This window comes from Aeromonas sp. 61P, from assembly GCF_051919545.1.
Lineage (GTDB): Bacteria > Pseudomonadota > Gammaproteobacteria > Enterobacterales > Aeromonadaceae > Aeromonas > Aeromonas veronii.
Genome location: NZ_JBQBEL010000001.1, coordinates 2,085,933 through 2,111,936 on the forward strand (window position 1 = coordinate 2,085,933; position 26,004 = coordinate 2,111,936).

The window sequence follows — 26,004 nt, forward strand, 5'->3', positions numbered from 1 at the left end:
TACTGCAAGTCTGCCCCGCGTCGGGTATAGCTACCCCAACCCCGGCGGTGCCGGGCAAGAAGGGGATTAACGGGGAAGATGGCCCCCCGCAGGGGGCCGGGATTGTTTAGCTGTTTGGCTTGAGGGACAACACGTGCAGCAGACGCTCAGGGGTGTCCGGGTGGAGCTGAGGTTTGGCTACCGGGTTATCAGCACTGAACCAGCCGTTGAAGCGCTTGGTGCTGTACTCATACCAGGTCGGGTTGTTGAAGACCGGAATGATGGTCTGGTTGGCTCCAACACGATCCTGGATGGCGAACATGATCTCCTTCTGCTTGGCCGCATCGGCGGTCTGGGTGAAGTCATCGATCAGCTTGTCGAGCTCGGGATCCTTGTAACGGGGCGCGGCGAAGCGGTTGCCACGGTCACCCATGTTGCGGGAGTGGAACGCGGTCTCGAAGTACTTGTGCGGGTTGGCACCGGCAAAGTAACCCTGCAGGGCGACATCGAAGTCACCGGTGATCAGGTTCTCGGTCCAGACGGTCGCTTCCGGGGTAGCGGTCTTGGCGTTCAGGCCCAGCGCCTGCAGCCCTTCTACACCGATCTGAACTGTGTTGACCCAGTCGGTCCAGCCGTTCGGTACCAATACCTTGAACTCGATCTTTTTGCAGCTCGGAGTGTCGAGGAACTTGTCGCCGTCACAATCCTTGTAGCCTGCCTCTTTCAGCAGGGCCTTGGCCCCTTCCAGATCGAACTTGTTGTACTTGCCGTACTTCTTGTCCACTTCCGGGTTGTTCCAGGAGTCAAAGGCTTTGCCCAGACCTGACGGGTACTCGTTGACGGTGGGGTAGCCGTAGCCCGCGATATCCACCATGGACTGGCGGTCCATCGCCATGGAGAAGGCGCGGCGGAAGTTGATGTCGTTGAAGGCTTCGTTATTGCCCGGGTTCTTGGTCTGGAAGTTGACGTTGAACGCCACGGTACCGGAGGCCGGGAACCAGTATTTGTTGTTCTTCGGATCGTTGCCGACGTAGAGGCGCTCGATATCCGGCACGAAGGAGCCGAACCAGTCGATGTCACCCTTCATGACAGCCGCCAGCACCTGGTCGTTGGTGGCCATCTGCGGCATGCGGATACAGTCGATGGCGAGGTTGGCGTTATCCCAGTAGTGCGGGTTGCGGCACTGGGTATAGAGCTGGGCGGAGAAGTTGTCCACTTCGGTGAAGGGGCCAGTACCAACCGGCTTGTCGTTGGTGAAGGCAACCGGATCTTTCACCGATTTCCACTGATGCTCCGGCACGATAGGTACCAGCACCAGGTCATTCACCACGTTGGTGTTGACCTCGGTCAGGTCGAATTTGACCTTGTTGGGGGCCAGCTTCTCGACGCTCTTGATCTGGGTCCAGATTGAGCGCTCATCCAGCGCCTTGTTGGCCTTGACCAGATTGAAGGAGAAGATGATGTCATCGGCATCAAAGGCTTCGCCGTCAGACCACTTCACGCCGTCACGCAGATCGAAGGTGACGGATTTCAGGTCATCGCTGAACGCATAGTTGGTGGCCAGACGATAGACGGGTTTGCCCCCTTGCATATCGTTGAAGATCACCAGCGGTTCATAGATGAAGTGACGGGTGGTGTGCAGCAAGCCCGCTTGCAGGAAGGGGTTGAAGTTCTTGACCCAGGCGGTTTCCTGCTGTGCGACCATGGTCAGCACGGTTTTGTTTTCTGCGGCCATGGCGTTACCGGCGGTACCGGCAAGCATCATGGTTCCCAGCATTACAGCGGTAGAGATTTTGGATACTTTGGCAAGCATATGTTTTCCTTTCTTATTTTTTGGCATTCCCGAGGGTTCGCCTTGTTTTGTGTGAGCACCGGTTTCGCATGCTGATGAAATCGGCCCTCTGTGTTGGTCAGGTGTCTAACCTTTGTCGTTCTGTTTTCCAACGCCCTAAGCAAACCAGAATTAACAGGAAAACAACAACTATTGATTTCGTTGTTTTCGTAAAAATTGACGGTGTTACGTCAATCTCGTCAAAATGCTTTTTTATCTGTTTAGAATCATTAGTTTGCGTTATTTGCTCTCGCGTAGAAAGTGGCTGTGAAAATGGCGTATATGACAAATTTGTGAATTGGATCTGCTCTCGGTTTCGGGGTCGGGCGGGGCTTTGTTTTGCATAAAAAGAAACCAGATTGCCAATTGTGATCCGGCGCCCGTTTAGGGCGCCGTGTCACGGCTTGCGGTTGGCGAGTTGACGCAGGGTCTGGGCGCTGTGCTGCAACTGCTGGCGCTGGTGGTCATTGAGCGGGCAGTGGCCCAGCACATACTCGGTGGTGGCCACCACCGTCTTCCAGCGTGGTGACTTGGGCAGGGTGTCCAGACTCAGGTATTTGTCGAGGGTGCGGGTCTGCGGACTGGATCTGTCCATATAGACCCGCCACAGCTTGCTCTTCTCTGCCAGCACGATTTTGCCCTTGCCGGTCCCCTGCTGCCAGGCATCCAGGGTGAGCTGCATGGTCTCTACCAGCGCACGGCGCAGCGGCTCGTCATCCTGCTGGCGAATGAGGTCGTCGGCCAGCGAACGGAACTCGCCACCCAGGCGGCTCAGCTCGCCCAGCAGCTGTTCATCTTCGATGATGGCTTGCCGCGAGAGGTTCTTGAGGGCGTTCTCCAGCGCCATGACCCGGTTCTCATCCTGACGCAGCTCGGTACTCAGGGTGAGGGCGAAAGCAGCCTGTCCTCCGAGCGTGATAGGCAGGGCGCGGGCGTTGAGTACATCTTTTTGCCCGGCCACCAGAAATTCCAGATTGTGTTCCCGCTCGCTGGCAAGGTCGGGCCACTGCTGTTGCAGCGGGGTGGCGAGCCACTCATTGAGGGGCTGCCCCTCCAAGGCTTCCGGCTCCTGTCCCAGCAGGCGCGCTAGTACCCGGGAGGCAAACAGCACTGTGCCCTGCTCGTCGATAAAGATCATGGGGTCGGCCCCTTCGCCGAGCAGGGCCAGCAGCCGCTGCTGATCCTGATGCAGCCGATCCTGCAGGGTGAGGCGATGTTCGATCTCCTGCTTCAATAGCCGGTTCTCTACCAGCGAGGCGCGTCCGGCCTTGGCCTCCAGCAGTGCCTTGACCCGGGCAAACAGCTCTTCTTTGCAGAAGGGTTTGACCAGATAGTCGTTGGCACCGGCCCCGAAGCCCTCCTCGATATCCTTGGGCTGGTTGAGGGCGGTGAGCAGCAGCACCGGCAGCATATCTTTCGGGCGTTGCTGGCGCAGGCGACGGCAGACGTCAAAACCGGAGAGGGTCGGCATCATCACATCGAGCAGGATGAGATCCACCGGCTCCTCGGCCAGCTTGGCCAGCGCATCGTGGCCGTCACTGCTGGGCAGGATGCGGTAGCCGCAGGGCTGCAGCAGATGGCGCAGGATGTGCAGGTTGATGGGCTCGTCATCCACCACCAGAATGAGCGGAGCATCCTCGGGGGAGGGGGCAGATCGTCGCTCTCCCAGTCCGGCAGGATCAGCGGTTGCTGGCGCACCAGCTGATGCTCGATCTGGCGGCTGTCGAGAGTCAGATTGGCCGCTTTGCCGGTGGCAAGGGGCAGGGTAAAGGCGAAGGTAGAGCCGACGCTCGGCTCGCTCTCGACAAACAGCTCGCCCCCCATCAGGTGCACCAGCTGGCGGGTGATGGAGAGGCCAAGGCCGGCCCCCTGCTTGCTTACTTCCGGGCTCATCTGCACCAGCGGCTCGAAGATGTGCTCCAGATGATCGGGGGCGATGCCGATGCCGGTGTCGGTGACCTTGATGCGCAGGAAGTTGTTCTCGACGATGGCACTGAGCACCACCTTGCCCTGCGGCGTGTACTTGATGGCGTTACCCACCAGGTTGTAGAGCACCTGTTCGAGCCGCTGCTCGTCGGCCAGCACCGGCGGCAGTTCGGCCGGGCTGATATCCACCAGAGTGAGGGGTTTGGCCTGCACAAGATGCTGGCAGAGATCCAGCACCAGCCGGATAACCCCTTTTGATGAGACGGGTTGTGAGTGGATCTCCAGCTGGCCGTAGCGCATCTGGTGGTAGTCCAGCAGATCGTCAACCAGACGGGCCAGTCCGTCGGCGCTCTTGATGATGAGGCCGAGCTGTTTTTGCTGCCCTTCGGTCAAATCCTGCTGGCTGGCGAGCATCGACTCGGCCATCCCCTTGATACCGTGAATGGGGGTGCGCAGCTCGTGGGAGGTGTTGGCCAGCAGTTCATCCTTGAGTTTATCCGCCTGCTGCAGGCTAAGGTTCTGCTTGTGGGTCAGCTTGACCTGCTGTTGCAGCTCCTGGGTCTGCTGCTCGATGAGCTCGATCTTGTCCTTCACCGAGCGCTGCATATGGCGAAACGCCTCGGCCAGCCGGTCGATATCATCACCGGTGCGCTCGATGGCGATAGGGTGATCCAACGCGCCGTCGGCCACCTGCTCGGCTGCTTCGGTCAGGGAGCGCAGCGGCGCCGTGATGGAGTGGGAGAGCCAGCGGGAGAAGAGGATTAGCAGCAGTACCGAGCCTGCACCCAGCACAATCACCAGAGTTTCCAGCTGGCGGATCGGGGCATAGGCTTCCCGGGTGGAGATCTCGGCGATAAAGGCCCACTCGGTATCGAACACCTTCACCTGGGTGTAGGCGGCCAGCACCTCGTCATCCTGATAGGAGTGGAACAGCCCGACCCCCTGCTCGCCAGAGAGCGTCTTGGTGATGAGGGGCGTTTGCAGTGGACGGAAGTTGGGGCTGAAGCTGTTCTCGACGCTGAACTCCGGCGCCAGCCAGGCATCGGCGCGCATCCGCTTGTCAGGGCCGATCAGGATGGTCTCGCCGGTTTCGCCCAGCCCCTCCCGCTCCGCCATGATCTGGTTGAGCTTGTCCGGCAACAGCTCGAAAATCACCACACCGCGCACATAGTCGTATTGCATCACGGGGGCTGCCATGTAGGCGACCACCTGCCCGGTCAGCTCGTTGCGGCCAAAATCGGTGAACTCGAAGATCTGCTGTGGTTTCTGGCCGCCATCAAGGCGGCGTTTGATCTTGGCGAAGGTCTGGCCCAAGCCACTGCCCTGGTAGGGGCCGGAGAGCAGATTGGTGGCAAAGTTAGGGTGCTTGGTGACCGAATAGACCACATCACCGTTGAGGTCCACCAGAAAGATGTCGCTGTAGTTGGACTTGCGCACCATGTCGGCATAGCCGCGATGAAAGCGCTGGTGCACCCGGCCATACATCTCGTCGGCGAGGATAAGCGCCGTGATGGAGGGTTCGATCTCCACCTGACTGTCCGGTTTGCGCAGTTGATCCCAGGAGCCGGGCAGATAACGGGCCTGGGCACGGCTGCGGGCCTCCTGCGGTGTGGTGCCCAATTTCTCGAAGGCGCCGGTAAAGCCATAGAAACGGCCGATACTGTTGCCGGCAAAATCCTGCTGGGAGAAGTTGATGATCTGCTCTTTGAGGTTGTTGAAGTAATCCTCGAGCTGACTCTTCTTGATATTACGAACGGAGACCAGATGGTTGGAGGTCTGGGTGGTGAGATCCTTGCCGTGGCTGTATAGGAAGAAGAGGGTGATGACCAAAAAGGGCACCATGCCCAACATGAAAAAAGCCAGCATTAACTGCGGCCTGAGCCCACGAAGCGTGAAGATCCATTTCATCTTGTGATTTTCAATTGAGAATCCGGTTATTAAGCCGCTCAAGTCTCGAACGAAAGCGTAATCATTTCAACGACTTTATCCCAAATTCGCTTGGTGGGTCACAGCTGGCTGGAGAAAAATGCAGCAAGGCGTTTAAACCCTGAGCAAACAGTTTGCATCAGGGCTTAAATTGCGAAAAAGGGGTTGTGCTGGCGCTCGTGGTACGTATAATGCGCCTCGTTGTCAGGCAACTGGCACGAAAGCAGTAACGCGGGAATAGCTCAGTTGGTAGAGCACGACCTTGCCAAGGTCGGGGTCGCGAGTTCGAGTCTCGTTTCCCGCTCCAATTTTCCATCGCACCAACGATGGAACTCACTTTCAAGACAATCAGTCTTGTCAGCATGGCGCGTTAGCAAAGCGGTTATGCAGCGGATTGCAAATCCGTTTAGTCCGGTTCGACTCCGGAACGTGCCTCCATATTCTCTCTGTTCATCTCAATCATCACTCTTCGAGTCTGAGCCTTGGTCAGTATCCTTGCTGTACCAGTAACTGCTCGCAGCCAGCCTGTTTCCACTCCCGCTCGAGATAGTGGCCCACATCCGCCATGTTTTGCCCCCGATATTGAAACTGCACCTCGGCACTGTGCTGGTTGAGATCCGCAATCCGTTGCTTCAGTGTGCCGCATTGCCACAGGCTGACGGTGGGCACGCCCCGTTCGGCCAGCACGATGACATCTTCCCGATTCAGTTGCCACTCCTCCAGTTGTGCCCGTGTCAGGGCAACCATCAGCACCAGCAGTGCCACTTCCGGCAGTTTCATGCGTGTCTCCCTACTGCATGTTTTTCCCCTGATAACTGTGGCAAAGCGCACGATTTTCGCAAGTTTGTTAACTGTTGGTTAATGACGTAACCCGTTTTCAGTATTTCCCGTTTTTCACCATTTTTTTATAAAAAAAATGCGTTGGTGATGTAGTAATCCTACATGGAGTGGGGTAATCTTTGCTCAGTGGTCTTACCAGTAAGGAGTTACATCATGTTTCATCCCTTTTCCCTGACTCAGATTATTCTTCGTCGCATTTATGTATTGCTGGTGGGCATTCTGGCTTTCCCCGTGATGCTGTTTCGCAGCGATCGTGCCCGCTTCTACAGCTATCTGCACCGGATCTGGAATAAAACCAGCACCAAACCTGTGTGGCTCAAAATGAGCGAGCGTGGCGAGCGGATCTTCTACTAAACCCCATTCGCACCATGTGCAAAAAGAGACAGCCAAAGCTGTCTCTTTTTTTATCTGTTTGCCGCAACTCCTGGCTCCCAATACCACTCAGATTGTTGGTTTTTTGTTTCTTTAAGGTTGCGTCCAGCCCTGCCTTTGGCGGGGCTTTTTTATGTCTGACGCATCTCTTTTGATGGAACCAGTGAAGAAGATTAACGGGATGAAAGCACCATATGGCACTTTTCTCGTTCATAAATTGGTGGTCGTCGAGAAATTTTCAATGATGAAATAGCTTTTTAAAATCAATTGATTGAGTGTTTGCCTTTGGGTTTTTTAACTATTTTTGTGTTTTTTTGAAAGGGAATATCCCGTTTGCCGGTTCTATTGCAGGTACCCGGTTGCGACAAATCGGGGATATCAGCAACATCCAACGACATCAAAAGGAACATGAACATGAATGTTAAAAAAAGCACTGCTATCGCCTCCGCCATGACCGGTCTGCTGGCGCTGGGCGCCCAATTTATCGCGGCGCCAGCCATGGCTGCCGATGAAAAGGAGAAGTGCTACGGCGTGGTCAAGGCCAGCAAAAATGACTGTGCGACCAAGAGCAGCTCCTGCGCCGGTACCGCCAAGGAAGATGCTCAGGGTGATGCCTTTGTGGTGATGCCCAAAGGGCTGTGCGAGAAGCTGGTCGGCGGTTCGCTGCAACCCAAGTAAGAGACATCGGGCAGGGGATGGCCAATGGGTCGCCCCCTGCATCTTCTCTGATTGGCGAAAGCGAGTCTTGCGATGAACCCTTTGATTGGTATCGGATTACGCACTCCCCATTACGACGAGATCCGGCAAACCCTGCCGGCAGTCGGTTGGCTGGAGGTGCATAGTGAAAATTACTTCGAACGGCACAGTCACGGTTTTCAGGTGCTCGCCGAACTGGCGCAGCACTACCCCGTCAGTCTTCACGGTGTTGGCATGTCCCTCGGTTCTGCCGACCCGCTCGATCCGCACCATCTGCAGCAGTTGTCGACACTGGCCGCGGCGATCAAACCGGTACGGATCTCCGAACATCTCAGCTGGGGCAGCATTGGCGGGCGTTACTTCAACGATCTGCTGCCGGTGCCCTATACCCGCGCCTCCCTGCGCAACATGAGCGACAAAATCCAGCAGGTACAACAGACCCTGGGTTGCCGCATGTTGATTGAAAATCCCTCCTCCTATCTGCAACTGCCCGGGGAGATGAGCGAGTGGGAATTTCTGGCCGAGCTGCAGCAGCGCAGCGAGTGCGGCATCCTGCTCGACCTCAACAATCTCTATGTCAGTGCTTTCAATCACGGTTTCTCTTGCGATGAGTATCTGGCGGCGATCGATCTCGCCACCGTCGGGGAGATCCATCTGGCCGGTTATACCGAGAAGCAGCTGCCGGAAGGCTCCCTCTATATCGATACCCACAGCGCCCCTGTGGTGGAGCCGGTCTGGGAACTCTATCGCCAGATCTGCCGCAAGCAGGCCATTCCCACCCTGATTGAGTGGGACCTCGAATCCCGCCGCTGCCGGTCTTGCTGGCAGAGGCGGCGCAGGCCGGCGCCATTCTGGATGAGGCGCGTGCCATGAGTGCACCACGGGAGGTGGCCCATGGCTGAACTGGCACAGCTGCAACAGCACTTTGCCGATGGTCTGCTGGGGGCGCCTGACGCCATTTCCCCTCACATCAGCTCCCGGCTCTTTCCTGCCGAATCTGTGCTGCAGGTCTATCGCAACCACTTCATCCTGAGCCTTGGCGAGGTGCTGGCGAGCAGTTATCCCGCCGTCAAGGCTATGGTCGGGGATGACTTTTTTGCAGCGGCGGCCCGTGGCTTCGTATTGGCCGAGCCGCTCAGGGAAGGGAGCGTCATGCACTATGGCGCCGGGTTTGGCCAATGGTTGGCCCGCTTGCCGACTACAACCGGACTGCCCTGGCTGGAGGAGCTGGCTCAGTTCGAATGGCAGCTTGAGCGTGCCAGTCTGCTGCCGCTGGAATCACGCTGCTGGCCAGCCGAGCGTCTGGCCGCATTATCGCCGCAACAATGGGAGCGGCTGCGGCTGTTGCCAGCCACGGATCTGCTGCTGGTTGCTAGCGATTATCCGGTACTGGCCCTGTGGCAGATGGCGCTGCACGGTGGTGAAGCGGTGGACGCGCTTGATGCCCCCGTCTGGCTGGCATTGAAGAAACAGCCGGATTGCCGGGTTGCCCCCTTGCCCCTGACGGCGGGTGAGTGGGCGCTGCTACAGGGATGTCTCGCTGGTACGGCGCTGGTCGATCTGCTTGCGGCCGACCCTGCGGCCAGTGAACATCTCACTCGCCTGATAACCCTTGGTCTGCTGGTGGATATGGAGGTAATGCCATGATGGCAAACAAATGGCTGGCGCTGGCCAGCTCGAGTGGTGATTTGCCGCGCTGGAGCCGCGCTTGTGTGCTGTTGCTGGCGCGGCTGTGGGTCGCCTCGGTTTTTATTACTTCAGGTTGGCTCAAGCTGACTGCGTGGGATTCCACCCTCTATCTGTTTGAATCCGAGTATCAGGTGCCCCTGCTGCCCTGGTTGTGGGCTGCCTATCTGGGGACGGCCGCCGAGCTGCTGTTGCCGCTCTTCCTGCTGGCAGGGCTTTTTACTCGCCCGGCCGCCTTGCTGCTGTTTGGCTTCAATATCATGGCGGTGATCTCCTACCCGACCCTCTGGGCGGGTGGCTTTTACGATCACCAGCTGTGGGGCTGGATGCTGCTGACCCTGATCATCTGGGGCGGCGGTGTGCTGAGCCTGGATTATTGGCTGACACGTCGCAGCCATTGATTTATCAGTGATTTCCCCAATGACAAAGAGCGCCACAAGGCGCTCTTTGTCATAATGACGGCCGGCGAAATTTCCCATGAGAGAAAAGGAGCAGCCAATGATCATTCGTCAGGCAAGGGCCGCAGATATTCCCGCACTGGTGGCGCTGCGCATGGAGCTGTTTTGTGAGGTCGGTGAGCTGGTGACACCGCAGGCAGACCCGGCCTTGTGGCAGGCCACCCTTGACTATTTCACCCGGGCGATGAGTGAAGAGAGTGCTTTATCCTGGCTGGCTGAGGCCGATACGCAGGAGGGCTGCAAACAGATCGTGGCAGCAGGGACGCTGGCATTGTTTGAACGGCCACCCTATCCCGGCAATCTGGCGGGGATGGAGGGGTATCTGCTCAACATGTATACGCGGCCACAATGGCGCCAGCAGGGGATCGCTACGGCGCTGCTCGATGCCATAACGGCCTTCGCCAGAGCGCGTCAGCTGGGCAAGGTGTGGCTCCATGCCAGCGAGCAGGGGCGCCCCCTCTATGAGCGGATCGGCTTTGTCGCCAATCCGGCCTATCTGGAGTGGCAACCGGCGGTGGAATAAGGGTTGCAGCTCTGCATCAGTGGTGCTTGGTCGGTGAATTTGATTTACAGCAATAAATATGGCGTCAGATGGGATCGCGGCAACGCCGCCAACTATGCTGATGGAGCACGCCACCATTATCTTATTGATCCACTGCGTGGTTTGGCCATGGTGGGTGCCAGTCTGGAGGATACGTTTCGATGTTCAATAGCAAACTGAAAGCCGAGTTGCAGCAGTGCCAGGATCAACTTCTGGAACAGCAGGGATTTTTTGACGCAGTGCACGGTAGCGTGGCGACCATCACCTTTACGCCGGATGGCACTGTGCTGGCCGCCAATGATCTCTTTCTCAACGTGGTGGGCTTCAGTGCGCCCGAGGTTATCGGCCAGCATCACCGTATCTTTTGCGACAAGCTTTATGCCCAGAGCAGCGACTATCAGCAGTTTTGGGCGGACCTGAAGCAGGGGCGCTCCCGTACCGGGGTGTTCCAGCGCTTCAACAAACGGGGCGAGGCGATCTGGCTGGAAGCGACCTATTTTCCGGTCAAGTTGCGGGGCGTAGTGACAAAGGTGATCAAGATCGCGGCCGATATTACCGAGCACCACCTGCAACTGCTCAGCCAGCAGGCGGTGGTGACGGCGCTGGATCGGTCGCTGGCGGTCATCGAGTTCACCCCCGACGGGGAGGTGATTGCAGCCAACGGTAATTTCCTCCATACCATGGGCTATACCCTGGCTCAGGTGCAGGGCAAGCATCACCGCATCTTCTGCGACGATCAGTTCTATCGAGACCAGCCCCACTTCTGGGATGAGCTGGGCCGTGGTCAGTTCAAGTCCGGTCTCTTCTGTCGTCAGAACAGTCACGGTAGCAAGGTGTGGCTGGAGGCGACCTACAACCCGATCCTTGATGAGCATCGCAAGGTGGTGAAGGTGATCAAGTTCGCTAGCGACATCACCGAGCGGATCAACAAGAGCGATGCGGTGCGGGAAGCGGCCATGTTGGCCCACGATGCGGCCCGGGAGACCCTGAACTGCGCCGAGCGTGGCGCGGGTCTGCTCTCCTCGGTGGTCGATACCTCCAGCCTGATTGCCAGCCAGCTGACTCACAGCATCGGCCTTATCAATCAGCTCAACGAGCAGTCGCGCAGTATCGAGGCGATCGTCTCCACCATCAGCAGCATCGCCGACCAGACCAACCTGCTAGCCCTTAACGCAGCGATTGAGGCGGCGCGGGCGGGGGATCAGGGGCGTGGTTTTGCGGTGGTGGCCGACGAGGTTCGCCAGCTGGCGGCCCGCACGTCTCTCTCTACCGACGAGATAGCCAAGGTGGTACAGAACAACCGGGAGCTGACCGCCAAGGTCACCTCCGAGATGTCCGACGTCGCCAGCAGCGCCGAGCTGGGCAAGCAGCAGGTGGGCGAGGTGAATGAGGTGATGAGCGACATCCGCCGGGAAGCGAACAACGTCTCCAGCACCGTCTCTGGTCTGGCAATCTGAACCCCCTGACTTCCTGCCATGCCGGGGCATTGACTCATATTTGAGCAGTCAGTGCCCCAATCTGAACCCCTCCTGTATCGTCCCGCCATTGTGAATTGTCCTCTTCTGGCCCCTTGATTAGGCTTGCCGCCTCATTTATTTCAGAGCAGGAACAGAACACGATGGCATTACAACAGAAGGGGCGGGCAATGGCCCTGCTGGTTATGGTCGCGAGCATGGGTCTGGGCGGCTGTATGGGGCAGATGGGGCTTTCCGGCATGGTCACCAAGGGCAACCTGAGCGTGGTGGATAACCGCTACGCTCGTGCCGGGGTCTTTATGCTGCTCTCCCCTGTCTACGGTCTGGCCGCGACCGCTGACCTGTTTGTGTTCAATACCATCGAGTTCTGGTCTGGCAAAAACCCCATCACCGGCAAATCTCCGGCGGTGGTGGACATGAAAGCCGATCCGGTGATCAAGGTGAACCAGCATCTGGATCCGGCCCTCAAGAAGGTGCCGCTGGCCATGCTGCCACAAGGGGTGCGCGAGGTAGAGATCAGCTACCCGGACGAGCATACTGCCCAGATGGAGGTGCACTATCTGGATGGCCGCCGCAGCATGATGCGTGGCGAGAAGCGTGGCGAGTTGATGGATATCTACTTCGATGGCCGCTTTGTCTCTACCCTGAGCCGTGCGGAGCTGGAAGAGCGGGCTAATCAGGGCAAGGCTGCTGCCTAAATTCAACTGAATCCAGATCGATCCTGCTTCAGATGGGGTATACCTAATCTGCTGGCAAAATCGCCATGATGTCTAAGGGAGTAGACTATGACGGTGAATGGATTGCGATTGGCGGAGTTGATTGGTTCCCTCAGTCATGCTCTCGACATGACCGAGGGGCAACCAAGAGGACACTGCATTCGCTGCTGCTGGATAGGTTCCCGTCTGGGGGAGCGGCTGGGACTGGATGCCCGGCTGCGCCATGACCTCTACTACACGCTCCTGCTTAAGGATCTTGGGTGCAGCAGCAATGCTGCCCGTATCTGCGAGCTCTATCTCACCGACGATCTTCACTTCAAACGCGATTTCAAACTGGTGGATGGCTCCCTCTCCGAGGTAGTCAACTTTGTGCTGGGCCACACCGGCTTGCAGGCGGATCTGCTGGGACGTTTTCGCAGTCTGTTTCATATCTTTCGCAACGGTGACCAGATTGCCAACGAACTGATCCAGACTCGCTGTCATCGGGGGGCGGATATCGCTCGCCAGCTCCGTTTCAGTGACGAGGTGGCCGATGGCATCCTCTCCCTTGATGAACACTGGAATGGCAAAGGTCGGCCCCTGCAACTGGCTGGCGAGGCGATCCCGCTCTTCTCCCGCATTGCCCTGCTCTGTCAGGTGGTGGATGTGTTTCACGCGGCTGCAGGTCCGGATGCGGCGCTCAAGGAGTTGCGCGAGCGCAGCGGCAGCTGGTTTGATCCGGCACTGGTTCGCGAATTTGAAGCGCTGGCCGACGAAGAGTTCTGGCAAGGGCTGGCTGATCCCCGACTGACCGAGTGGGTGCTGGTCCACCCGGCCGGGCAAGGGGAGGTAGCGCTGGATGAAGATTATCTGGACGAAATCGCGGCGGCCTTCGGGCAGGTGGTGGACTCCAAAAGTCCCTACACCGCGGGTCACAGCGGCAGGGTGGCGCTCTATACCGACATTCTTGCCACCCAGATGGGCTTGTCCGAGCCGCGTCGTCGCTGGCTCAAGCGGGGTGCCCTGCTCCATGATGTAGGCAAGCTCGGGGTGAGCAACGCCATTCTCGACAAGCCGGGCAAGCTCGATGCGCAGGAGTGGGCGGCGGTGCAGATGCATGCCGCCTACACCGAGGAGATCCTGAGCCGTATCGGTGCCTTCGAGGAGCTGGCGCAAGTGGCGGGAGCCCACCATGAGCGGCTCGATGGCAAGGGCTACCCCAAGGGACTGAAGGGGGACGAGATTACCCTTGAGACGCGCATCATTACCACAGCCGACATCTTCGATGCCATCACCGCCAAGCGCCCCTATCGCGGCGCCATCCCTGTGCCGCAGGCGCTGGAGATGATGGCGGAGAATCTGGGCACCGCGATAGACCCCGACTGTTTTGCCGCCCTGCAGGCGGGTATTCAGGATTTCTCCCTCTACCTCACCACCGAGCAGCCGCTGGCCAATGCCAGTTAAGATTTGCAGCCTTCATGGCCCAAGAGCAAAACGCCCCGCCACTGCGGGGCGTTTTGCATTGGGTCTAGTCCGGCTGCTTGCGATGGGGCGGGGTGAGGATCAGCCCCAGCAGGCGGCGCAGGTGGGTGAGCTGCTCGGTCAGCTGGACGTTGAGCCAGAGGTAGCCATTGATGGCGGCCTCGGTATTGGGGGGGAGCGATACCTGGGTCGCCACCTCGTGCAGGCGGGCGATGGCGGCATCGGCCCCGCGCCCGTCACCGGTTTGCATCATCAGGGCAAGCTGGTTGATCGCCTCCTCGGTGGCCAGATGGCAGGATTGCAGCGCAGCCGTGCTCTGCATCAGGAAGTGGCTCTCCCGATCGTTCCAGTAGGTGTTGGCCAGCATCTCAAGAGTGCAGAGGGTGTTGCGCATGGTGACCTGCACCGCATCAAACAGGGCGACGCTGTGGCGCGTCTCCTTGGCCGCAGGGGCCAGCAGGGCCCGCAGTTTGCCGGTCTGTGCCAACAGCTGGGAGAGATTGTGCTTGAGGCGAGGGCGCTCCAGCACATTGGGGGAGAGGTGAGTGTGATAGAGCCGCCCCGACTGCTGCAGGATTTGGTGCAGTTGCAGCCGCCAGTGGCTGTAGGCCCGCTGGGGATAGATGCTGCAAAAGAGCAGCGCAAGCAGGGAGCCCAGTATCACGTCGGCACTGCGCCACAGCGCCGTCTCGATATCCCCCGGCATGGCCCCCATGGTGACCCCCAGGGTGATACCGATCAGCAGCCCCACATAGGGGCGCTTGCCGAGGGCCAGATAGCCGCAGAGGAACATGATGCACCCGCACCAGATCAGGGTAAGTGGTAGAGAGTAGATTTCGAGATAGAGCGCTACCACCCCGCAACTGGCACCGAAGATGGTACCCACCACCCGCTGCAGGGCGCGGGAGAGCACATTACCCCAAAACGAGATGGGGCCCATCACCACCACGAGCGTGATCAGTGGCCAGGTGCTCTCCGGCAGTTTCAGCTCGCGGGTCAGCAGAAAGGTGAGCATAAAGGCGAGCGCAATGCGCAGGCCATGGATGATCCGGTAGCGGCCATAGACCAGCAGATCGAGTCGGGAGAGGGGGGCATCAAGACGCACGGTCTGCCTCCTGTCAGGTGGGTGACGGGGCGCCGTGCATCCGGCCGACGCCCCGTCGGGATTTAGGCCAGTCGTCCCTGCAGGGGGTGGATCCAGACCCGCTCGCCAACGGCGATCCCGGGTTGATCCGGTACGATTTCAATCAGGCAGTTGGCCTCGGCCATGGAGCTCAGAATACCCGAGCCCTGTGGCCCAGTGGTGCGCACCCGCAGCTGGCCGTTACGGTCCTGATGGAAGATGCCGCGCAGAAATTCGGTGCGACCCGGGCGGCTCTTCATCTTCTCGTCTGCCAGTGCCGAGAGGCGCAGCGGCTGCCACCGCTTGCCTTGCAAGCGGGCGATAGCGGGCTCGACAAACTGCAGCACGCAGATCATCGCCGCCACCGGATTGCCCGGCAGGCCGAAGAAGGGGGTCTGCCCCAGCTTGCCAAAGGCGAGCGGGCGGCCCGGGCGCATCTGGATGCGCCAGAAATCGATCTGGCCGAGCTCTGCCAGCACCAGCTTGATAAAGTCGGCGTTGCCTACCGAGACCCCGCCGGAGCTCAGCACCAGATCGGCACTGGCGGCGGCCTGCTCCAGCTGCTGGCGCAGGATGGTCTTGTCATCGGGAATGATGCCAAGGTCCATCACCTCGCAACCAGCGGCGCGGATAAGGGCCATCAGGGTGAAGCGGTTGCTGTCGAAGATATGGCCGGGGGCGAGCTGCTCGCCCGGCGCCTGCACCTCGTCGCCGGTACTGAACAGCGCCACTTTCAGCGGGGTGCGCACCGTGAGACTGGCTTGACCGAGTGATGCCGCCAGCCCCAGCTGGGGGGCACCAAGCCAGGTACCGGCCGGGATGGCGACCGCACCTTTGGCGAGATCTTCGCCGGCCAGGCGCACATTCTGTCCCGCCTGGATCGGTGCGGTGACCGTAACCCACTCACCTTCAATCTGCGTCTCTTCCCGCATCACCACGGTATCGACGCCGGGGGGGAGCGGGGCGCCGGTCATGATCTGCACCGCCTGACCGGCCAGCACAGGCTCGTGGCGCTGCTGGCCCGCCAGCACTTCCCCCACCAGTTGCCAGCGACCGGCGGCGAGATCGTCGCTGCGAAGGCCAATGCCATCCATCGCCGAGTTGGCGTGGGGAGGCACATTGATGGGGCTTATCAGATCGGCGGCCAGCACAGCGCCGTGGCACTGGGCCAGCGGTTTGTCGCTGCAGGCAGTGCTCGGGGTGAGGGCCGCCAGAATGGCGTTGCGGGCCGCCTCGACCGAGAGAAAGCCCTTGCCCGCCTCCGGCTCCTTGCTCTGGCAGCCGTCAAGCCAGCGGCAGACGAAGTCGGCGATAGCCGCCAGATCGTTGATATCGAGTCGGGGCAGGCTTGTCTGCTGTTGTTCGCCACTCTGTTGTGGCTGATCGCTGGCCAGCGCGATGATGTCGCTGTCTTCGGGGAAGAGCAGCGGCTTGCCAATCTCGGCGCGGTGCAGCTCGATTTTCGGGAAGTGCTCGTGCTTGAACCCCTCGACCAAGAGCAGGTCGAGCTCTGTCTGATCGAAGCTGGCCAGCAGCTGGCGAAAATCGGCTTCGGCCAGCTCGGTTTCAATGATGCGAGCATGACGGCGGCGGGAAGCCACCATCATCTGCTGGGCACCCGCCTTGCGCAGGCGATAGCTGTCCTTGCCCGGCTGGTCGATATCAAAGTCGTGGTGGGCGTGCTTGAGCACCCCGATGCGCAGGCCGCGATCCACCAGCAGGGGGATCAACTGCTCCAGCAAGGTGGTCTTGCCGGTGCCGCTCCAGGCGGCGAAGCCGAGCAGGGGAAGAGTGGGGGCCGGGGTCATGAGGTGACTCCTTGTTGGGGGTCGATAGCCGGGGCAAGCAGACGGGCCTCGTAGGCGGCCAGCTCGTCCGGGCTATTGAGATTGATAAAGGCATCCGGCTGATCGGCAAAGCTCACCACCGCCATATGGTGGCGGGCAAACCAGATATCGATTTTGCGCTCTCCCTCTGCCAGCGCAGCGGTGAGGGAGGGGAGCAGGGATTTGTGCAGCAGGGCCACCACGGGTTGCAGCCAGTCGCCATCGTGGGCTACCACCAGCTCGGTATCCGGGGTCAGGGCGGCGCGAAAGCGGCTCATCAGATCCAGCGGCAGGGCGGGGCCATCGCAGGGGACAAACAGCACCCAGTCGTGACGGGCGGCAGCAAGACCTGCCTGCATGCCCGCCAGCGGGCCGAGATAGTCGTTGTTGTCATCGCTGATGACCGGGGCCAGCGCCTGATAGCGGGGCTGACTGCGGTTGGCGTTGATCAGAACCTCATCCACCTGGGGGCGCAGGCGCGCCAAAACATGGTCGATCAGAGGGCGTCCCGCCATGTTACCCATCCCTTGTCTTCGCCCCCCATCCGGGTGGCGCGGCCTCCTGCCAGGATCACTGCTGATACGGCAACGGGATCAGAGTGGCTGTCGCTTTTTGAAGTCATGTCGCTCGATGATTTTTAAAGGGGTCGTCTCTTGCAGCTGGCCACGGGCGAGGGTCCATTGCCGCTCGCACAGGGAGGTCAATGCGTTGCTCTGGTGGCTGATGACGACCAGGCCGCTGCCATGTTCCCGCAGATCTTGCGCCAATGCGGCCATCAGGGCAACCGAATGTGTGTCCAGATTGGCGGTGGGCTCATCCATCAGCAGAAAGGCCGGTTGCAGCGCCCAGGCACGGGCCATCGCCAGCCGTTGCCGTTCGCCACCGGACAAAATGCTGATGTGCTCCCGCGCCAGCCCCTCCAGCTCGACCCGGCGCAGCGCCTCGAACACCCGGATCTCGCTGCCGAGCTGTTTATCGAGCGCCCAGGCCACGTTGTCGTGCACCGTGCGATCGAACAGATAGGGGGTCTGGTGCAGATAGGTGACCCGGCCCGGCCCCAGATCCCGCTTGAGCAGCCGGTTGAGCCGCTGTTGCCAGCGCCCCGGCAGATTGGTGTGGCCGCGGGTGGGGGCCAGCAGCCCCGCCAGGATCTTGAGCAGAGTGGTCTTGCCCACCCCGTTGGCTCCATGCAGCCAGATGGCATCCCCCGGTGCGATGGCGAGCCGGTCAATCTGGAACAGCTGGCGCTCGCCAAAGCGCATCGTCAGCTGGTGGGCGGTCAGGGCCATGGGGTACTCCTGTTGATACACAGTGGGGGCATGGTCAGTTCTTCAGATAGCTGTGGCCGCGGCACGCCGTCAGCAGCAGGTTGAGCAAGAGGGCGAGGGTGAGCAGCACTATGCCGAGGGCCACCCCCTGAGTGAAGGCCCCTTTCTGGGTCTCCAGCGCGATGGCGGTGGGGATATTACGGGTGAAGTGCAGGATATTGCCCCCCACCATCATGGAGCAGCCCACCTCGGTGACGATACGGCTGAAGGCGCCGATGATGGCGGCCAGCAGGCCAAAGCGGCACTCGTGCATCAGGCCGATCAGCGCCTTGGGCCAGGAGACCCCCAGGGTCAGGGCAGTCTCCCAGGCGCGCCGGTCACTCTGGACAAACGCCGCGTGAGCCATGGTGGCGATCACCGGAAAGGCGATCAGCATCTGCCCCACCACCATCGCCTGCTGGGTAAAGAGCAGCTTCCAGTCGCCAAAGGGGCCGGCCCGCGACAGCAGCATATAGAGCATGAGGCCAATCACCACGGTCGGCACCGATTGCAGGGTATTGATGCAGGAGAGCCAGAGCCAGCGGCCGGGCAGCGGCAGATAGGCCAGGGCAAAGCCCAGCAGCAAGGCGGGCAGCAGCACCAGCAGCAGGGCGATGCCGGAGACGGAGAAGGAGACCCCCACCACCTGCCACAGTTCGGTGTCACCACTGAACAGCAGGGCGAGGGCCGCCAATGTCGTGTCGATCAATGTCGGCATCAGACCTCTCTCTCATCGTGCAGGGCGAGGGCCGTCAATAAGGTCGTGTCGAGCAGGGTCGGCATCAGGCGCCTCCCTCAGCGAACCGGGGGAGGGCCATCAAGGTCATCGCAGGGGTCAGGGTTGCCATTATTTCCCGTTGGCATCCGCTACAAAAAGCGCCTGACCCGCCACCTTGAAGTCGCCGATCAACTTCTGGCCATGCTCGGAGACCAGCCAGTTCTTCAGAGTGCGGGCCCCTTCGGTGTTGAGATCCGGGTAGCGCTTGGGGTTGACCAGGATCACCTGATAGGGGTTGAACAGGCGCTTGTCACCCTCCAGCAGTACGGCGAGATCCAGCTTGCTCTGGTAGGCGAGCCAGGTGCCGCGGTCGGTCAGGGTGTAGGCACCAAGCTCGGAGGCCATGGTCAGGGTCGGGCCCATCCCCTGGCCGATGGATTTGTAACCGGCAAACTCGGGTTTGACGTCAGCCGCCTGCCACAGGGTCTTCTCCTTGATGTGGGTGCCGGACTCGTCACCACGGGAGATAAAGGTCTGGCCTTTATCCTTGATGGCTTGCAGCCCCTTGGCCGCGTCGTGCAGCTTGGCCAGACCCGCCGGATCTTTGGCCGGGCCGACGATAACGAAGTCGTTGTACATCAGGTGCACTGGCTCGATGCCAAAGCCTGCGTCGACAAACTTCTTCTCGGCAGAGGGGGCGTGGGTCATCACCAGATCCGCGTCGCCATTTTCGCCCATCTTCAGGCTCTGGCCGGTACCGGCCGCCATCACCTGCACCGGATAACCGGTCTCCTTGGTGAACTGGGGCAGCAGCCAGCCCAGCAGACCGGACTGCTCGGTGCTGGTGGTGGTGGCGAGGCGGATCGGCGCTTTTGTGGCATTAGTATCCGCTTCGGCGTGGGCCGCACCGGCGATCAGCAGGCTGGCGGCGAGGGAGAGGGCAAAACGTTTGAGGCTGGTTTTTATCGTCATCGTGATGCAACTTTTTTCAGGGTGGCTGAGGAGAGGGCAAGAGTAAGCAAGCAGGGTGCCAAACTGTTCCTTTGCCGCTGTATTCACGGTTTGCCGTTTAAAAACAGAAGCTTATTAGAATCAATTAGGTGAGCTTGTTATCGCTTTTAATAATTGGTGTTGGTGCTTTTGATACGGTAAGGACAAAATGTCCCACTAAGGTTCCGGTTATCGGGACATTCACCGACCGTACGTGCATCCGAGGTACTTTTTTCCATGACACTCCCTCCCAGCCGCTGGTCTGCCCTCTCCCTGCTTATCGTTGACGATGAGCCCGGCATGCGCAGCTTTCTGGCCAAGGCGCTGGCCAAGCGTTTTGCCCAGATTGAGACTGCCGCCAGCGTGGAGGAGGCGGAAGCCCTGCGCTGCCGCCTTCACTTTGACCTTATCATCGCCGACATCCGGCTGCCGGGGCGCTCCGGCATCGAGTGGCACGAGGCCATAGACCCCGCCACCCGCCGCAGCGACATCATCTTCATGACCGGTTTTGGCGATATGGAAACCGCCCTCAAGGCGCTGCGCCTCGGCGCCAGCGACTTTATCCTCAAGCCCTTCAACCTCGATCAGATGGTGCAGGCGGTGGACAGAGTCATCGAGCGCCGGCAGATGGAGCGGGAGAACCTGCTGCTGCGCCGGGAGGTGAGCAAGCTGTTCCCGCCCACCCTGATTGGCGACAGCGCCAAGACCCGCGAGCTCAAGACGCTCATCGCCAGAGTGGCCCCCTCCAATGCCGCCGTGCTGGTGGAGGGGGAGTCCGGCACCGGCAAGGAGCTGGTGGCCCGCGCTCTGCATCAACTCTCCGGCCGGATGGGGGCCTTTGTGCCCCTCAACTGCGCCTCCATTGCGCCGGAGCTGCTGGAAAGCGAGCTGTTCGGCCACGTGCAGGGTGCCTTTACCGGCGCCCGCAAGGGGCGCGACGGCCTGTTCCGGGTCGCCCATCAGGGCACCCTGTTTCTCGACGAGATCGGCGAGATGCCGCTTGCCATGCAGGCCTCGTTGCTGCGGGCACTGGAGCAGAAGGCCATCCGCCCGGTGGGGGCCGAGCGCGAATTGGCGGTGGATGTGCGTATCGTCGCCGCCACCAACCGCAACCTCAAGGCCGAGGTGGAGGCAGGCCGCTTTCGCGAAGATCTCTTCTATCGCCTCAACGTGGTGGCGCTGCCGGTCGCCCCGCTGCGGGAGCGGATCGACGATATCCCCGCGCTGGTGCACCACTTCACCCGCCAGCTCACCGCCGAGATGGGGATGGGCTCTTTGAGCTGGACCCATGAGGATGTGGTAGCGATGCAAGCCTACCCCTGGCCCGGCAACGTGCGGGAGCTGCGCAACCTCATCGAGCGCTGCCTGCTGCTGGGCAAGCCCCCGGCGGATTACTGGCTGAGCAGCAAGCCCGCCGAACCGGGGGCGAGCGAGGAGGGCTACCCGCTGGCGTGGCCGCTGGCGGAGGTAGAAAAAGCCCACATCCTGCAAGTGGTGGCCAGCCATGATGGCAACAAGTCGGCCGCCTCCCGGGTGCTCGGGGTGGCGCGCAAGACGCTGGATCGCAAGTTCAAGGAGTGGGCCATCGAATGAGGAAGGCTGACTGGATGGGGTGGCGATGAAACTGACCCTGCTCTCCCGCTGCATGCGCGCCTTGCTGCCCCGCTGCGTGCGCACCAAGGTGCGCTGGCGCCTGCTGCTGCTCACCTCGGTACCCATCATGCTCACTCTGGTGGGCATGATCGCGCTCACCCTCTACTGGACTCTCACCTACAGCTGGCAGAACCTGCTCACCACGGTGCGCAGCGATCTTGGGGTGGCCCACCACGCCATCACGGTGCAGCAGCAGCGCCAGACCGAGCATCTCGAGCATCTGCGCGATGCCTGGGCCTTTCAGCTGCGGCTGCGGGAATCGCCGGATCAGCTGCATGACTGGGTGATGCCGCTGGCGGCCAACTATGGTCTCGATTTTCTGCGCTTGCGCCGTGGCCCCGAGCTGGATCAGCTGACGGCGCAGGAGCGCGCCGCCCTCACGGCCGGACGCAGCGTCAGCCACTTTGTGGTCTGGTCACAGCAGGAGATGCTCGCCCTCTCCCCGCAACTGGCCAAGCGGGCTGTGTTGTGGCAGCGGGATGGCACCAGGGTGGTGGAGAACAGGGGGCTGATCAGTCTGTCACTGACCCCTGTGATGGGCCGCGACGGCTCCCTTTGGGCCGTGCTGGAGGGGGGCGAGCTTGTCAACGGCAGCACCCGGCTGGTGGATGAGCTCAAGGGGCAGGTGTTTGCCAAAAATACCCTGCCAGATGGCAGCGTTGGCACCGTCACCCTGTTTCTCGATGATCTGCGGGTGAGCACCAACGTGCCGGTCAGCAGCAGCCGTCAGGTGGGGCGGGCGGTGGGCACCCGGGTCTCGCCGCCAGTGCGCGAACAGGTGCTGGGGCGAGGGGAGATGTGGGTTGACCGCGCCTTCGTTCACGACGCCTGGTATGTCTCGGGTTACGAGCCGCTGCTGGGAGCCAGGGGCGAGCGGATCGGCATGCTCTATGTGGGCTTTCTCGAGTGGCCCATTATCCGCACCTACCTCACCAATCTGGTGGAGCTGGGCTCCGGCGTAGTGCTGCTGTTGCTGCTCTCCGGCCTGCTGGTCTATCGCGGCGCGCGGGATCTCTTCTCCCCCATCGAGCGGATGCACAAGGTGGTGCGGCAGGTGCAGGCCGGGGAGTCGGCTCGCATCGGCCCGCTGGCCCTCGACCCTGACCACGAGCTGGCCCAACTCGGTCGCCAGTTCGACGCCATGCTGGACAGGCAAGAAGCGCATCAGCAGCAGATGGCTCGCAGCGCCGACGAGCTGGAGCAGAAGGTGGCCGAGCGTACCCAAAGCCTCGAGCTCAAGACCGCCGAGCTGGAAGATCATATTCATATGCTGACCGAGGCGCGCCAGCAGCTGCTCATCAGCGAGAAGCTGGCAGCCCTTGGCGAACTTTCGGCCGGTGTGGCCCACGAGATCAACAACCCGCTGGCGGTGATCCTCGGCAATGTGGAGCTGATGAAGCTGGAACTGGGAGAGGCGGCCGAGCCGGTCAGCGAGGAGCTGGCGCTGGTGCTGGCCCAGATCGAGCGCATTCGCGCCATCACCCGCAGCCTGCTGCAATATTCGCGCCCCGGCGACTACGAGACGGCGCCTGTGTGGCAGCACCTCAACCCCATCATCGAGGAGAGCCTGACCCTGGTGCGCTCCGCCCTGCGCCAGCAGCAGGTGGAGCTGGTGGCCGATCTCAGGGCCCAGCAGCCCATCGAGGCGGATCGCCAGCAGCTATTGCAGGTGCTGATAAACCTCCTGGTCAACGCCAGCCACGCGCTGGGGGAGCAGGGGGAGATCCGGGTCGAGAGCCGCGACTGGGTCGATGAACTGGGTCAGCTGCGCGGGGCAGAAGTGCGGGTGATCGACAACGGCAGCGGCATCGAGGCGGCCATTATCGACAAGATCTTCGACCCCTTCTTCACCACCCGCGCCACCGGCACCGGGCTGGGGCTGGCCCTGAGCCACCGCATCATCAGCCGCTGGGGCGGCGAGCTGTTGGTGGACTCCACCCCGGGGCAGGGGAGCTGCTTTACCGTACGGTTGCGCAGCCATGCTCTGCTGCCCAGCGGCAGCGAGCCTGCGAAACTGGAAGGGTGGCGCATCGCCCTCAATGCCGAGGGGCGTGAGACAAGCGATTGATGCTGTTATAAAAAGGCCCGTGATAAAAACAGCCCGTCAACATGGTTGGCGGGCTGTTTTGTCTTTGGGTGAGTGGTTCTTTACTGCGGGCTCCACACCAGCTTGCCGCTTTGGGTCAGGTCATAGCCGCCGAGGCGGGCCGCCAGCTCGCGTCCCTCGGGGGATTGCAGCCAGCCGATCAGCTGTTGCAGCAGGGTGCGAAAGAAGACCCCCTGCGGCATCACCAGATCGAAGCACTCCTGCGACAAGGGCATAAAGCCGAGGCCAAACTCGGTGGCGGTACTCTGGGCGCCGGGCCCGACATCCGCATCGCCGCGGCTGATGGCGGCAGCCAGTTCCCGCTCGCTATTGACCTCGAGGGTGCGCTCCAGCCGGGTCAGCGACTCCCCCTGGGTTTGCAGCCACTCCTGCAGGGCGCGCTGGCTGCCAGCGCCTTCCTGACGCATGGCCCAGCGCCAGTCGAGCGCCTCTTTCGCCTCTTTGGGTTGCAGCCCCTGGCCCAGCACCAGTCCCTGCACTCGGCGAAATCCATGAACGATCACCCATTGCCGGTGGCCCTGATACTGCTGCACCAGCGCCGGATGGCGCAGGTGGGCCTCTTCGGCCTGCCCCCAGTGGATGGCGCAGAGATCCACATGGCCGCGCGCCAGCATCGCCAGCCCCTGACGGGTGCCGCACGGGGTGTAGCCCACCAGTGCCTGGGTGCCGAGCTGCTGGGCCAAGCGGCTGCTGGCGTAGTGGAGCAGCACATCGTCCGAGCCTGCCAGCAGCAGCCGGTCGTTCATCACCCCCTCGTGGCAACTGCCGAGCAGCCAGCGGTCGAGTAGGGAGCGGGGAAACAGCCACTTTCCGGTCGCCTTGGTGGCGGGGATGCGCGCCTCGTTGGCGAGCTGGTAGACCTTCTTCTCGTTGAGATCGAGGTACTCCGCCACCTGCTTCACGTTCATAAATTCATTCATGGCTTAGTCCCGCATCCCGCGACTGGTTGAACCGGGCGCCAGCACCGGCGGCTTCTCGTCCAGCACCATATGGTCGTGGCCGCTAAAGACCTCGAAATGGCGCCCCTTGGCGCGGGCAATCATGGTGATGCCGAGCTGGCGGGCCAGATCCAGCCCCATCTGGGTGACGCCGGAGCGCGACAGCAGCACCGGAATGCCCATCTGCGCCACCTTGATCACCATCTCCGAGGTGAGCCGCCCTGTGGTGTAGAAGATCTTGTCGTGGCCAGCCTCGCCGCGTATCCAGAGCTCGCCCGCCAGAGTATCCACTGCATTGTGGCGCCCCACGTCCTCGACAAAGGAGAGGATTTCAGCGCCGCGGCAGATGGCGCAACCATGCACCGCACCCGCCATCTTGTAGGTTTCGTTATGGGCCGACAGCGCCTTGAGCAGGGCGTAGAGGGTGCTCTGTTTAAGCTCGGGCGCGGCCAAGACTACCCCTTCGAGCTTCTTCATCACGCTGCCATACATGGTGCCCTGACCACAGCCGGAGGTGACCGTCTTCTTCTCCAAGGATTTGTCGAGATCTTCGGCCTGCTGGCTGCTCACCACGGCGGCAGCCTCGCTCTCCCAGTCGACGATCACCGACTCGATGGCCGCAATATCCTCGATAAAACCTTGATTTTTCAGATAACCCAGCACCAGCGCCTCGGGGCGGGCCCCCAGCGTCATCAGGGTTACGATCTCCTTCCAGTTGAGGTAGACCGTCAGTGGCCGCTCACAGGCGATTTGGCGGGTTTGCAGCGTGCCTTGCTCATCCATCACCTCGACGGCCATGGTGAGCTGGGCGGCAGCATTGCTTTTGATAAAGGTCGGTGTCATGGGCCCCTCGCGACCGGTTGCCGGGATCTAAGGGGAGGGACACAGCAAGTTTTGTTCCAGATTACGCTATAGATAATTGATGTAATAAGAATCCTCGTTTGAGGCATGATCAGTGCTAGACAAAGAGCTTTAATTTCATAAAGATAGGCACATCGAGTCTGTGTTCCAATCTGAAAATTATGTGTTTTAACTTGAAGTAAAAAACTGAGTACTAATTCGTAAGTAGGTAAATGGATGAACGAAAATAAAGTTAATGTCTTTGTAAGGGTTTTAATAGTAGGCTTGATAGGGTTTATCATCTGGCTTGTTACGTATAGTTTTATTTTTGTCGAGCCTAAAGGAACAATATCCACTGGTATTACAACTCTTATTGTTTTATTAATTGTTATTGCACTTAGCGAGAGTTTTGATAACTTTAGTGTAGGTAAAATATTTACCATGTCTAGAGAAATCAAGGAAAGAAAAATCTCTCAATAAACTTGATTCTGAAAATGCAGATTTAAGAAGACAATTAGTTAACGTAGTCACATCTATATCTCAAAATCAATCAAGTACAAATATCATCGGACTACCTGACTTTGCTAAACAAATA

General features: G+C 60.4%; 20 protein-coding genes, 2 tRNA genes and 3 pseudogenes. 14 read left to right on the top strand and 11 right to left on the bottom strand.

What is annotated here, in order from left to right; translation table 11 throughout:
• Positions 1 to 106: 106 nt before the first annotated feature.
• Together ACTG2O_RS10085 and ACTG2O_RS10090 are read right to left on the bottom strand one after the other, a co-directional pair.
• Positions 107 to 1,792: an ABC transporter substrate-binding protein gene (locus ACTG2O_RS10085; RefSeq protein ID WP_019446722.1), complete on the bottom strand. Its 1,686-nt coding sequence runs from the start codon at positions 1,790 to 1,792 to the stop codon at positions 107 to 109.
• A 415-nt stretch (positions 1,793 to 2,207) separates the two neighbouring features.
• Positions 2,208 to 5,644: pseudogene (locus tag ACTG2O_RS10090) on the bottom strand (ATP-binding protein).
• Between the two features lie 249 nt (positions 5,645 to 5,893).
• Between ACTG2O_RS10090 and ACTG2O_RS10095 the strand changes: the two are divergent.
• Positions 5,894 to 5,969 (top strand) — tRNA-Gly (locus ACTG2O_RS10095).
• 57 nt (positions 5,970 to 6,026) lie between these two features.
• Positions 6,027 to 6,100: transfer RNA gene (locus tag ACTG2O_RS10100), tRNA-Cys, on the top strand.
• 48 nt (positions 6,101 to 6,148) lie between these two features.
• Here the strand turns inward: ACTG2O_RS10100 and ACTG2O_RS10105 are convergent.
• Positions 6,149 to 6,442: a hypothetical protein gene (locus tag ACTG2O_RS10105; protein WP_019446720.1), complete on the bottom strand. Its 294-nt coding sequence runs from the start codon at positions 6,440 to 6,442 to the stop codon at positions 6,149 to 6,151.
• Between the two features lie 213 nt (positions 6,443 to 6,655).
• On the opposite strand from ACTG2O_RS10105, the gene ACTG2O_RS10110 reads away from it, so the two are divergent.
• The 9 genes and pseudogenes from ACTG2O_RS10110 (at position 6,656) to ACTG2O_RS10150 (ending at position 13,889) form a co-directional block, all read left to right on the top strand.
• Positions 6,656 to 6,856: a YbfA family protein gene (locus ACTG2O_RS10110; RefSeq protein ID WP_005334863.1), complete on the top strand. Its 201-nt coding sequence runs from the start codon at positions 6,656 to 6,658 to the stop codon at positions 6,854 to 6,856.
• 432 nt (positions 6,857 to 7,288) lie between these two features.
• Positions 7,289 to 7,552, top strand: coding sequence for a BufA1 family periplasmic bufferin-type metallophore (locus ACTG2O_RS10115; RefSeq protein ID WP_005334862.1), 264 nt, complete (start codon positions 7,289 to 7,291; stop codon positions 7,550 to 7,552).
• Positions 7,553 to 7,624: 72 nt separating this feature from the next.
• Positions 7,625 to 8,472, top strand: a pseudogene (gene bufB / locus ACTG2O_RS10120) (MNIO family bufferin maturase).
• Positions 8,465 to 9,217 carry an HvfC/BufC family peptide modification chaperone gene (locus ACTG2O_RS10125; RefSeq protein WP_439975691.1) on the top strand — a complete coding sequence of 251 codons (753 nt, stop codon included), beginning with the start codon at positions 8,465 to 8,467 and terminating at the stop codon, positions 9,215 to 9,217. Before bufB ends, ACTG2O_RS10125 begins: the two are co-directional and overlap by 8 nt.
• On the top strand, positions 9,214 to 9,657 hold the full coding sequence (locus tag ACTG2O_RS10130; RefSeq protein WP_270656463.1) for a DoxX family protein: 444 nt from the start codon (positions 9,214 to 9,216) through the stop codon (positions 9,655 to 9,657). The genes ACTG2O_RS10125 and ACTG2O_RS10130 overlap by 4 nt, the downstream gene beginning before the upstream one ends.
• A 97-nt stretch (positions 9,658 to 9,754) precedes the next feature.
• Positions 9,755 to 10,237 (top strand): GNAT family N-acetyltransferase, encoded by a 483-nt coding sequence (locus tag ACTG2O_RS10135; protein WP_252412134.1) that lies wholly within the window; start codon positions 9,755 to 9,757, stop codon positions 10,235 to 10,237.
• Between the two features lie 179 nt (positions 10,238 to 10,416).
• Positions 10,417 to 11,712, top strand: a complete 1,296-nt coding sequence (locus ACTG2O_RS10140; RefSeq protein ID WP_439975692.1) for a methyl-accepting chemotaxis protein — start codon at positions 10,417 to 10,419, stop codon at positions 11,710 to 11,712.
• 161 nt (positions 11,713 to 11,873) lie between these two features.
• Positions 11,874 to 12,428: a DUF3332 domain-containing protein gene (locus tag ACTG2O_RS10145; RefSeq protein WP_076491369.1), complete on the top strand. Its 555-nt coding sequence runs from the start codon at positions 11,874 to 11,876 to the stop codon at positions 12,426 to 12,428.
• 87 nt (positions 12,429 to 12,515) lie between these two features.
• Positions 12,516 to 13,889 (top strand): HD-GYP domain-containing protein, encoded by a 1,374-nt coding sequence (locus ACTG2O_RS10150; RefSeq protein WP_139463454.1) that lies wholly within the window; start codon positions 12,516 to 12,518, stop codon positions 13,887 to 13,889.
• Positions 13,890 to 13,953: 64 nt separating this feature from the next.
• Here the strand turns inward: ACTG2O_RS10150 and ACTG2O_RS10155 are convergent, their stop codons facing one another.
• From ACTG2O_RS10155 to ACTG2O_RS10180, 6 genes and pseudogenes are all read right to left on the bottom strand, one after another.
• Complete coding sequence (locus tag ACTG2O_RS10155) at positions 13,954 to 15,012, bottom strand: FUSC family protein (protein ID WP_439975693.1); 1,059 nt, start codon at positions 15,010 to 15,012, stop codon at positions 13,954 to 13,956.
• Between the two features lie 62 nt (positions 15,013 to 15,074).
• On the bottom strand, positions 15,075 to 16,838 hold the full coding sequence (locus tag ACTG2O_RS10160; RefSeq protein ID WP_439975694.1) for a bifunctional molybdopterin-guanine dinucleotide biosynthesis adaptor protein MobB/molybdopterin molybdotransferase MoeA: 1,764 nt from the start codon (positions 16,836 to 16,838) through the stop codon (positions 15,075 to 15,077).
• Positions 16,835 to 17,478 (bottom strand): annotated as a pseudogene (gene mobA, locus ACTG2O_RS10165) (molybdenum cofactor guanylyltransferase MobA). The gene ACTG2O_RS10160 and the pseudogene mobA overlap by 4 nt, the downstream one beginning before the upstream one ends.
• Positions 17,450 to 18,145 (bottom strand): energy-coupling factor ABC transporter ATP-binding protein, encoded by a 696-nt coding sequence (locus ACTG2O_RS10170; RefSeq protein WP_439975695.1) that lies wholly within the window; start codon positions 18,143 to 18,145, stop codon positions 17,450 to 17,452. Before ACTG2O_RS10170 ends, mobA begins: the two are co-directional and overlap by 29 nt.
• A gap of 34 nt (positions 18,146 to 18,179) precedes the next feature.
• The gene (locus ACTG2O_RS10175) at positions 18,180 to 18,881 is read right to left on the bottom strand and encodes an ABC transporter permease (RefSeq protein ID WP_247823226.1); all 702 of its coding nucleotides are present in this window, start codon (positions 18,879 to 18,881) and stop codon (positions 18,180 to 18,182) included.
• Between the two features lie 129 nt (positions 18,882 to 19,010).
• On the bottom strand, positions 19,011 to 19,853 hold the full coding sequence (locus tag ACTG2O_RS10180; protein WP_167556860.1) for a substrate-binding domain-containing protein: 843 nt from the start codon (positions 19,851 to 19,853) through the stop codon (positions 19,011 to 19,013).
• Positions 19,854 to 20,108: 255 nt separating this feature from the next.
• Here ACTG2O_RS10180 and ACTG2O_RS10185 point away from each other — a divergent pair, with 255 nt between their 5' ends.
• Entirely contained in the window at positions 20,109 to 21,464 is a 1,356-nt protein-coding gene (locus ACTG2O_RS10185; protein ID WP_439975696.1) for a sigma-54-dependent transcriptional regulator, read from the top strand.
• Positions 21,465 to 21,489: 25 nt separating this feature from the next.
• A complete protein-coding gene (locus tag ACTG2O_RS10190) occupies positions 21,490 to 23,592 on the top strand; it encodes a sensor histidine kinase (RefSeq protein WP_162519652.1) in 2,103 nt (700 codons plus the stop codon).
• Positions 23,593 to 23,672: 80 nt separating this feature from the next.
• On the opposite strand, the gene ACTG2O_RS10195 is transcribed toward ACTG2O_RS10190, so the two are convergent.
• Complete coding sequence (locus tag ACTG2O_RS10195) at positions 23,673 to 24,539, bottom strand: substrate-binding domain-containing protein (RefSeq protein ID WP_439976655.1); 867 nt, start codon at positions 24,537 to 24,539, stop codon at positions 23,673 to 23,675.
• 15 nt (positions 24,540 to 24,554) lie between these two features.
• The gene (locus tag ACTG2O_RS10200) at positions 24,555 to 25,412 is read right to left on the bottom strand and encodes a formate dehydrogenase accessory sulfurtransferase FdhD (protein WP_439975697.1); all 858 of its coding nucleotides are present in this window, start codon (positions 25,410 to 25,412) and stop codon (positions 24,555 to 24,557) included.
• 234 nt (positions 25,413 to 25,646) lie between these two features.
• Here ACTG2O_RS10200 and ACTG2O_RS10205 point away from each other — a divergent pair, with 234 nt between their 5' ends.
• The gene (locus ACTG2O_RS10205) at positions 25,647 to 25,889 is read left to right on the top strand and encodes a hypothetical protein (RefSeq protein ID WP_439975698.1); all 243 of its coding nucleotides are present in this window, start codon (positions 25,647 to 25,649) and stop codon (positions 25,887 to 25,889) included.
• The last annotated feature ends 115 nt before the right edge of the window (positions 25,890 to 26,004 follow it).

Excerpts from the sequence above, each read along its gene's own strand:
- ACTG2O_RS10085 (WP_019446722.1), bottom strand. The coding sequence starts at position 1,792 with ATGCTTGCCAAAGTATCCAAAATCTCTACCGCTGTAATGCTGGGAACC.
- ACTG2O_RS10105 (WP_019446720.1), bottom strand. The coding sequence starts at position 6,442 with ATGAAACTGCCGGAAGTGGCACTGCTGGTGCTGATGGTTGCCCTGACA.
- ACTG2O_RS10110 (WP_005334863.1), top strand. The coding sequence starts at position 6,656 with ATGTTTCATCCCTTTTCCCTGACTCAGATTATTCTTCGTCGCATTTAT.
- ACTG2O_RS10115 (WP_005334862.1), top strand. The coding sequence starts at position 7,289 with ATGAATGTTAAAAAAAGCACTGCTATCGCCTCCGCCATGACCGGTCTG.
- ACTG2O_RS10125 (WP_439975691.1), top strand. The coding sequence starts at position 8,465 with ATGGCTGAACTGGCACAGCTGCAACAGCACTTTGCCGATGGTCTGCTG.
- ACTG2O_RS10130 (WP_270656463.1), top strand. The coding sequence starts at position 9,214 with ATGATGGCAAACAAATGGCTGGCGCTGGCCAGCTCGAGTGGTGATTTG.
- ACTG2O_RS10135 (WP_252412134.1), top strand. The coding sequence starts at position 9,755 with ATGATCATTCGTCAGGCAAGGGCCGCAGATATTCCCGCACTGGTGGCG.
- ACTG2O_RS10140 (WP_439975692.1), top strand. The coding sequence starts at position 10,417 with ATGTTCAATAGCAAACTGAAAGCCGAGTTGCAGCAGTGCCAGGATCAA.
- ACTG2O_RS10145 (WP_076491369.1), top strand. The coding sequence starts at position 11,874 with ATGGCATTACAACAGAAGGGGCGGGCAATGGCCCTGCTGGTTATGGTC.
- ACTG2O_RS10150 (WP_139463454.1), top strand. The coding sequence starts at position 12,516 with ATGACGGTGAATGGATTGCGATTGGCGGAGTTGATTGGTTCCCTCAGT.
- ACTG2O_RS10160 (WP_439975694.1), bottom strand. The coding sequence starts at position 16,838 with ATGACCCCGGCCCCCACTCTTCCCCTGCTCGGCTTCGCCGCCTGGAGC.
- ACTG2O_RS10170 (WP_439975695.1), bottom strand. The coding sequence starts at position 18,145 with ATGGCCCTGACCGCCCACCAGCTGACGATGCGCTTTGGCGAGCGCCAG.
- ACTG2O_RS10175 (WP_247823226.1), bottom strand. The coding sequence starts at position 18,881 with ATGCCGACATTGATCGACACGACATTGGCGGCCCTCGCCCTGCTGTTC.
- ACTG2O_RS10180 (WP_167556860.1), bottom strand. The coding sequence starts at position 19,853 with ATGACGATAAAAACCAGCCTCAAACGTTTTGCCCTCTCCCTCGCCGCC.
- ACTG2O_RS10185 (WP_439975696.1), top strand. The coding sequence starts at position 20,109 with ATGACACTCCCTCCCAGCCGCTGGTCTGCCCTCTCCCTGCTTATCGTT.
- ACTG2O_RS10190 (WP_162519652.1), top strand. The coding sequence starts at position 21,490 with ATGAAACTGACCCTGCTCTCCCGCTGCATGCGCGCCTTGCTGCCCCGC.
- ACTG2O_RS10195 (WP_439976655.1), bottom strand. The coding sequence starts at position 24,539 with ATGAACGTGAAGCAGGTGGCGGAGTACCTCGATCTCAACGAGAAGAAG.
- ACTG2O_RS10200 (WP_439975697.1), bottom strand. The coding sequence starts at position 25,412 with ATGACACCGACCTTTATCAAAAGCAATGCTGCCGCCCAGCTCACCATG.
- ACTG2O_RS10205 (WP_439975698.1), top strand. The coding sequence starts at position 25,647 with ATGAACGAAAATAAAGTTAATGTCTTTGTAAGGGTTTTAATAGTAGGC.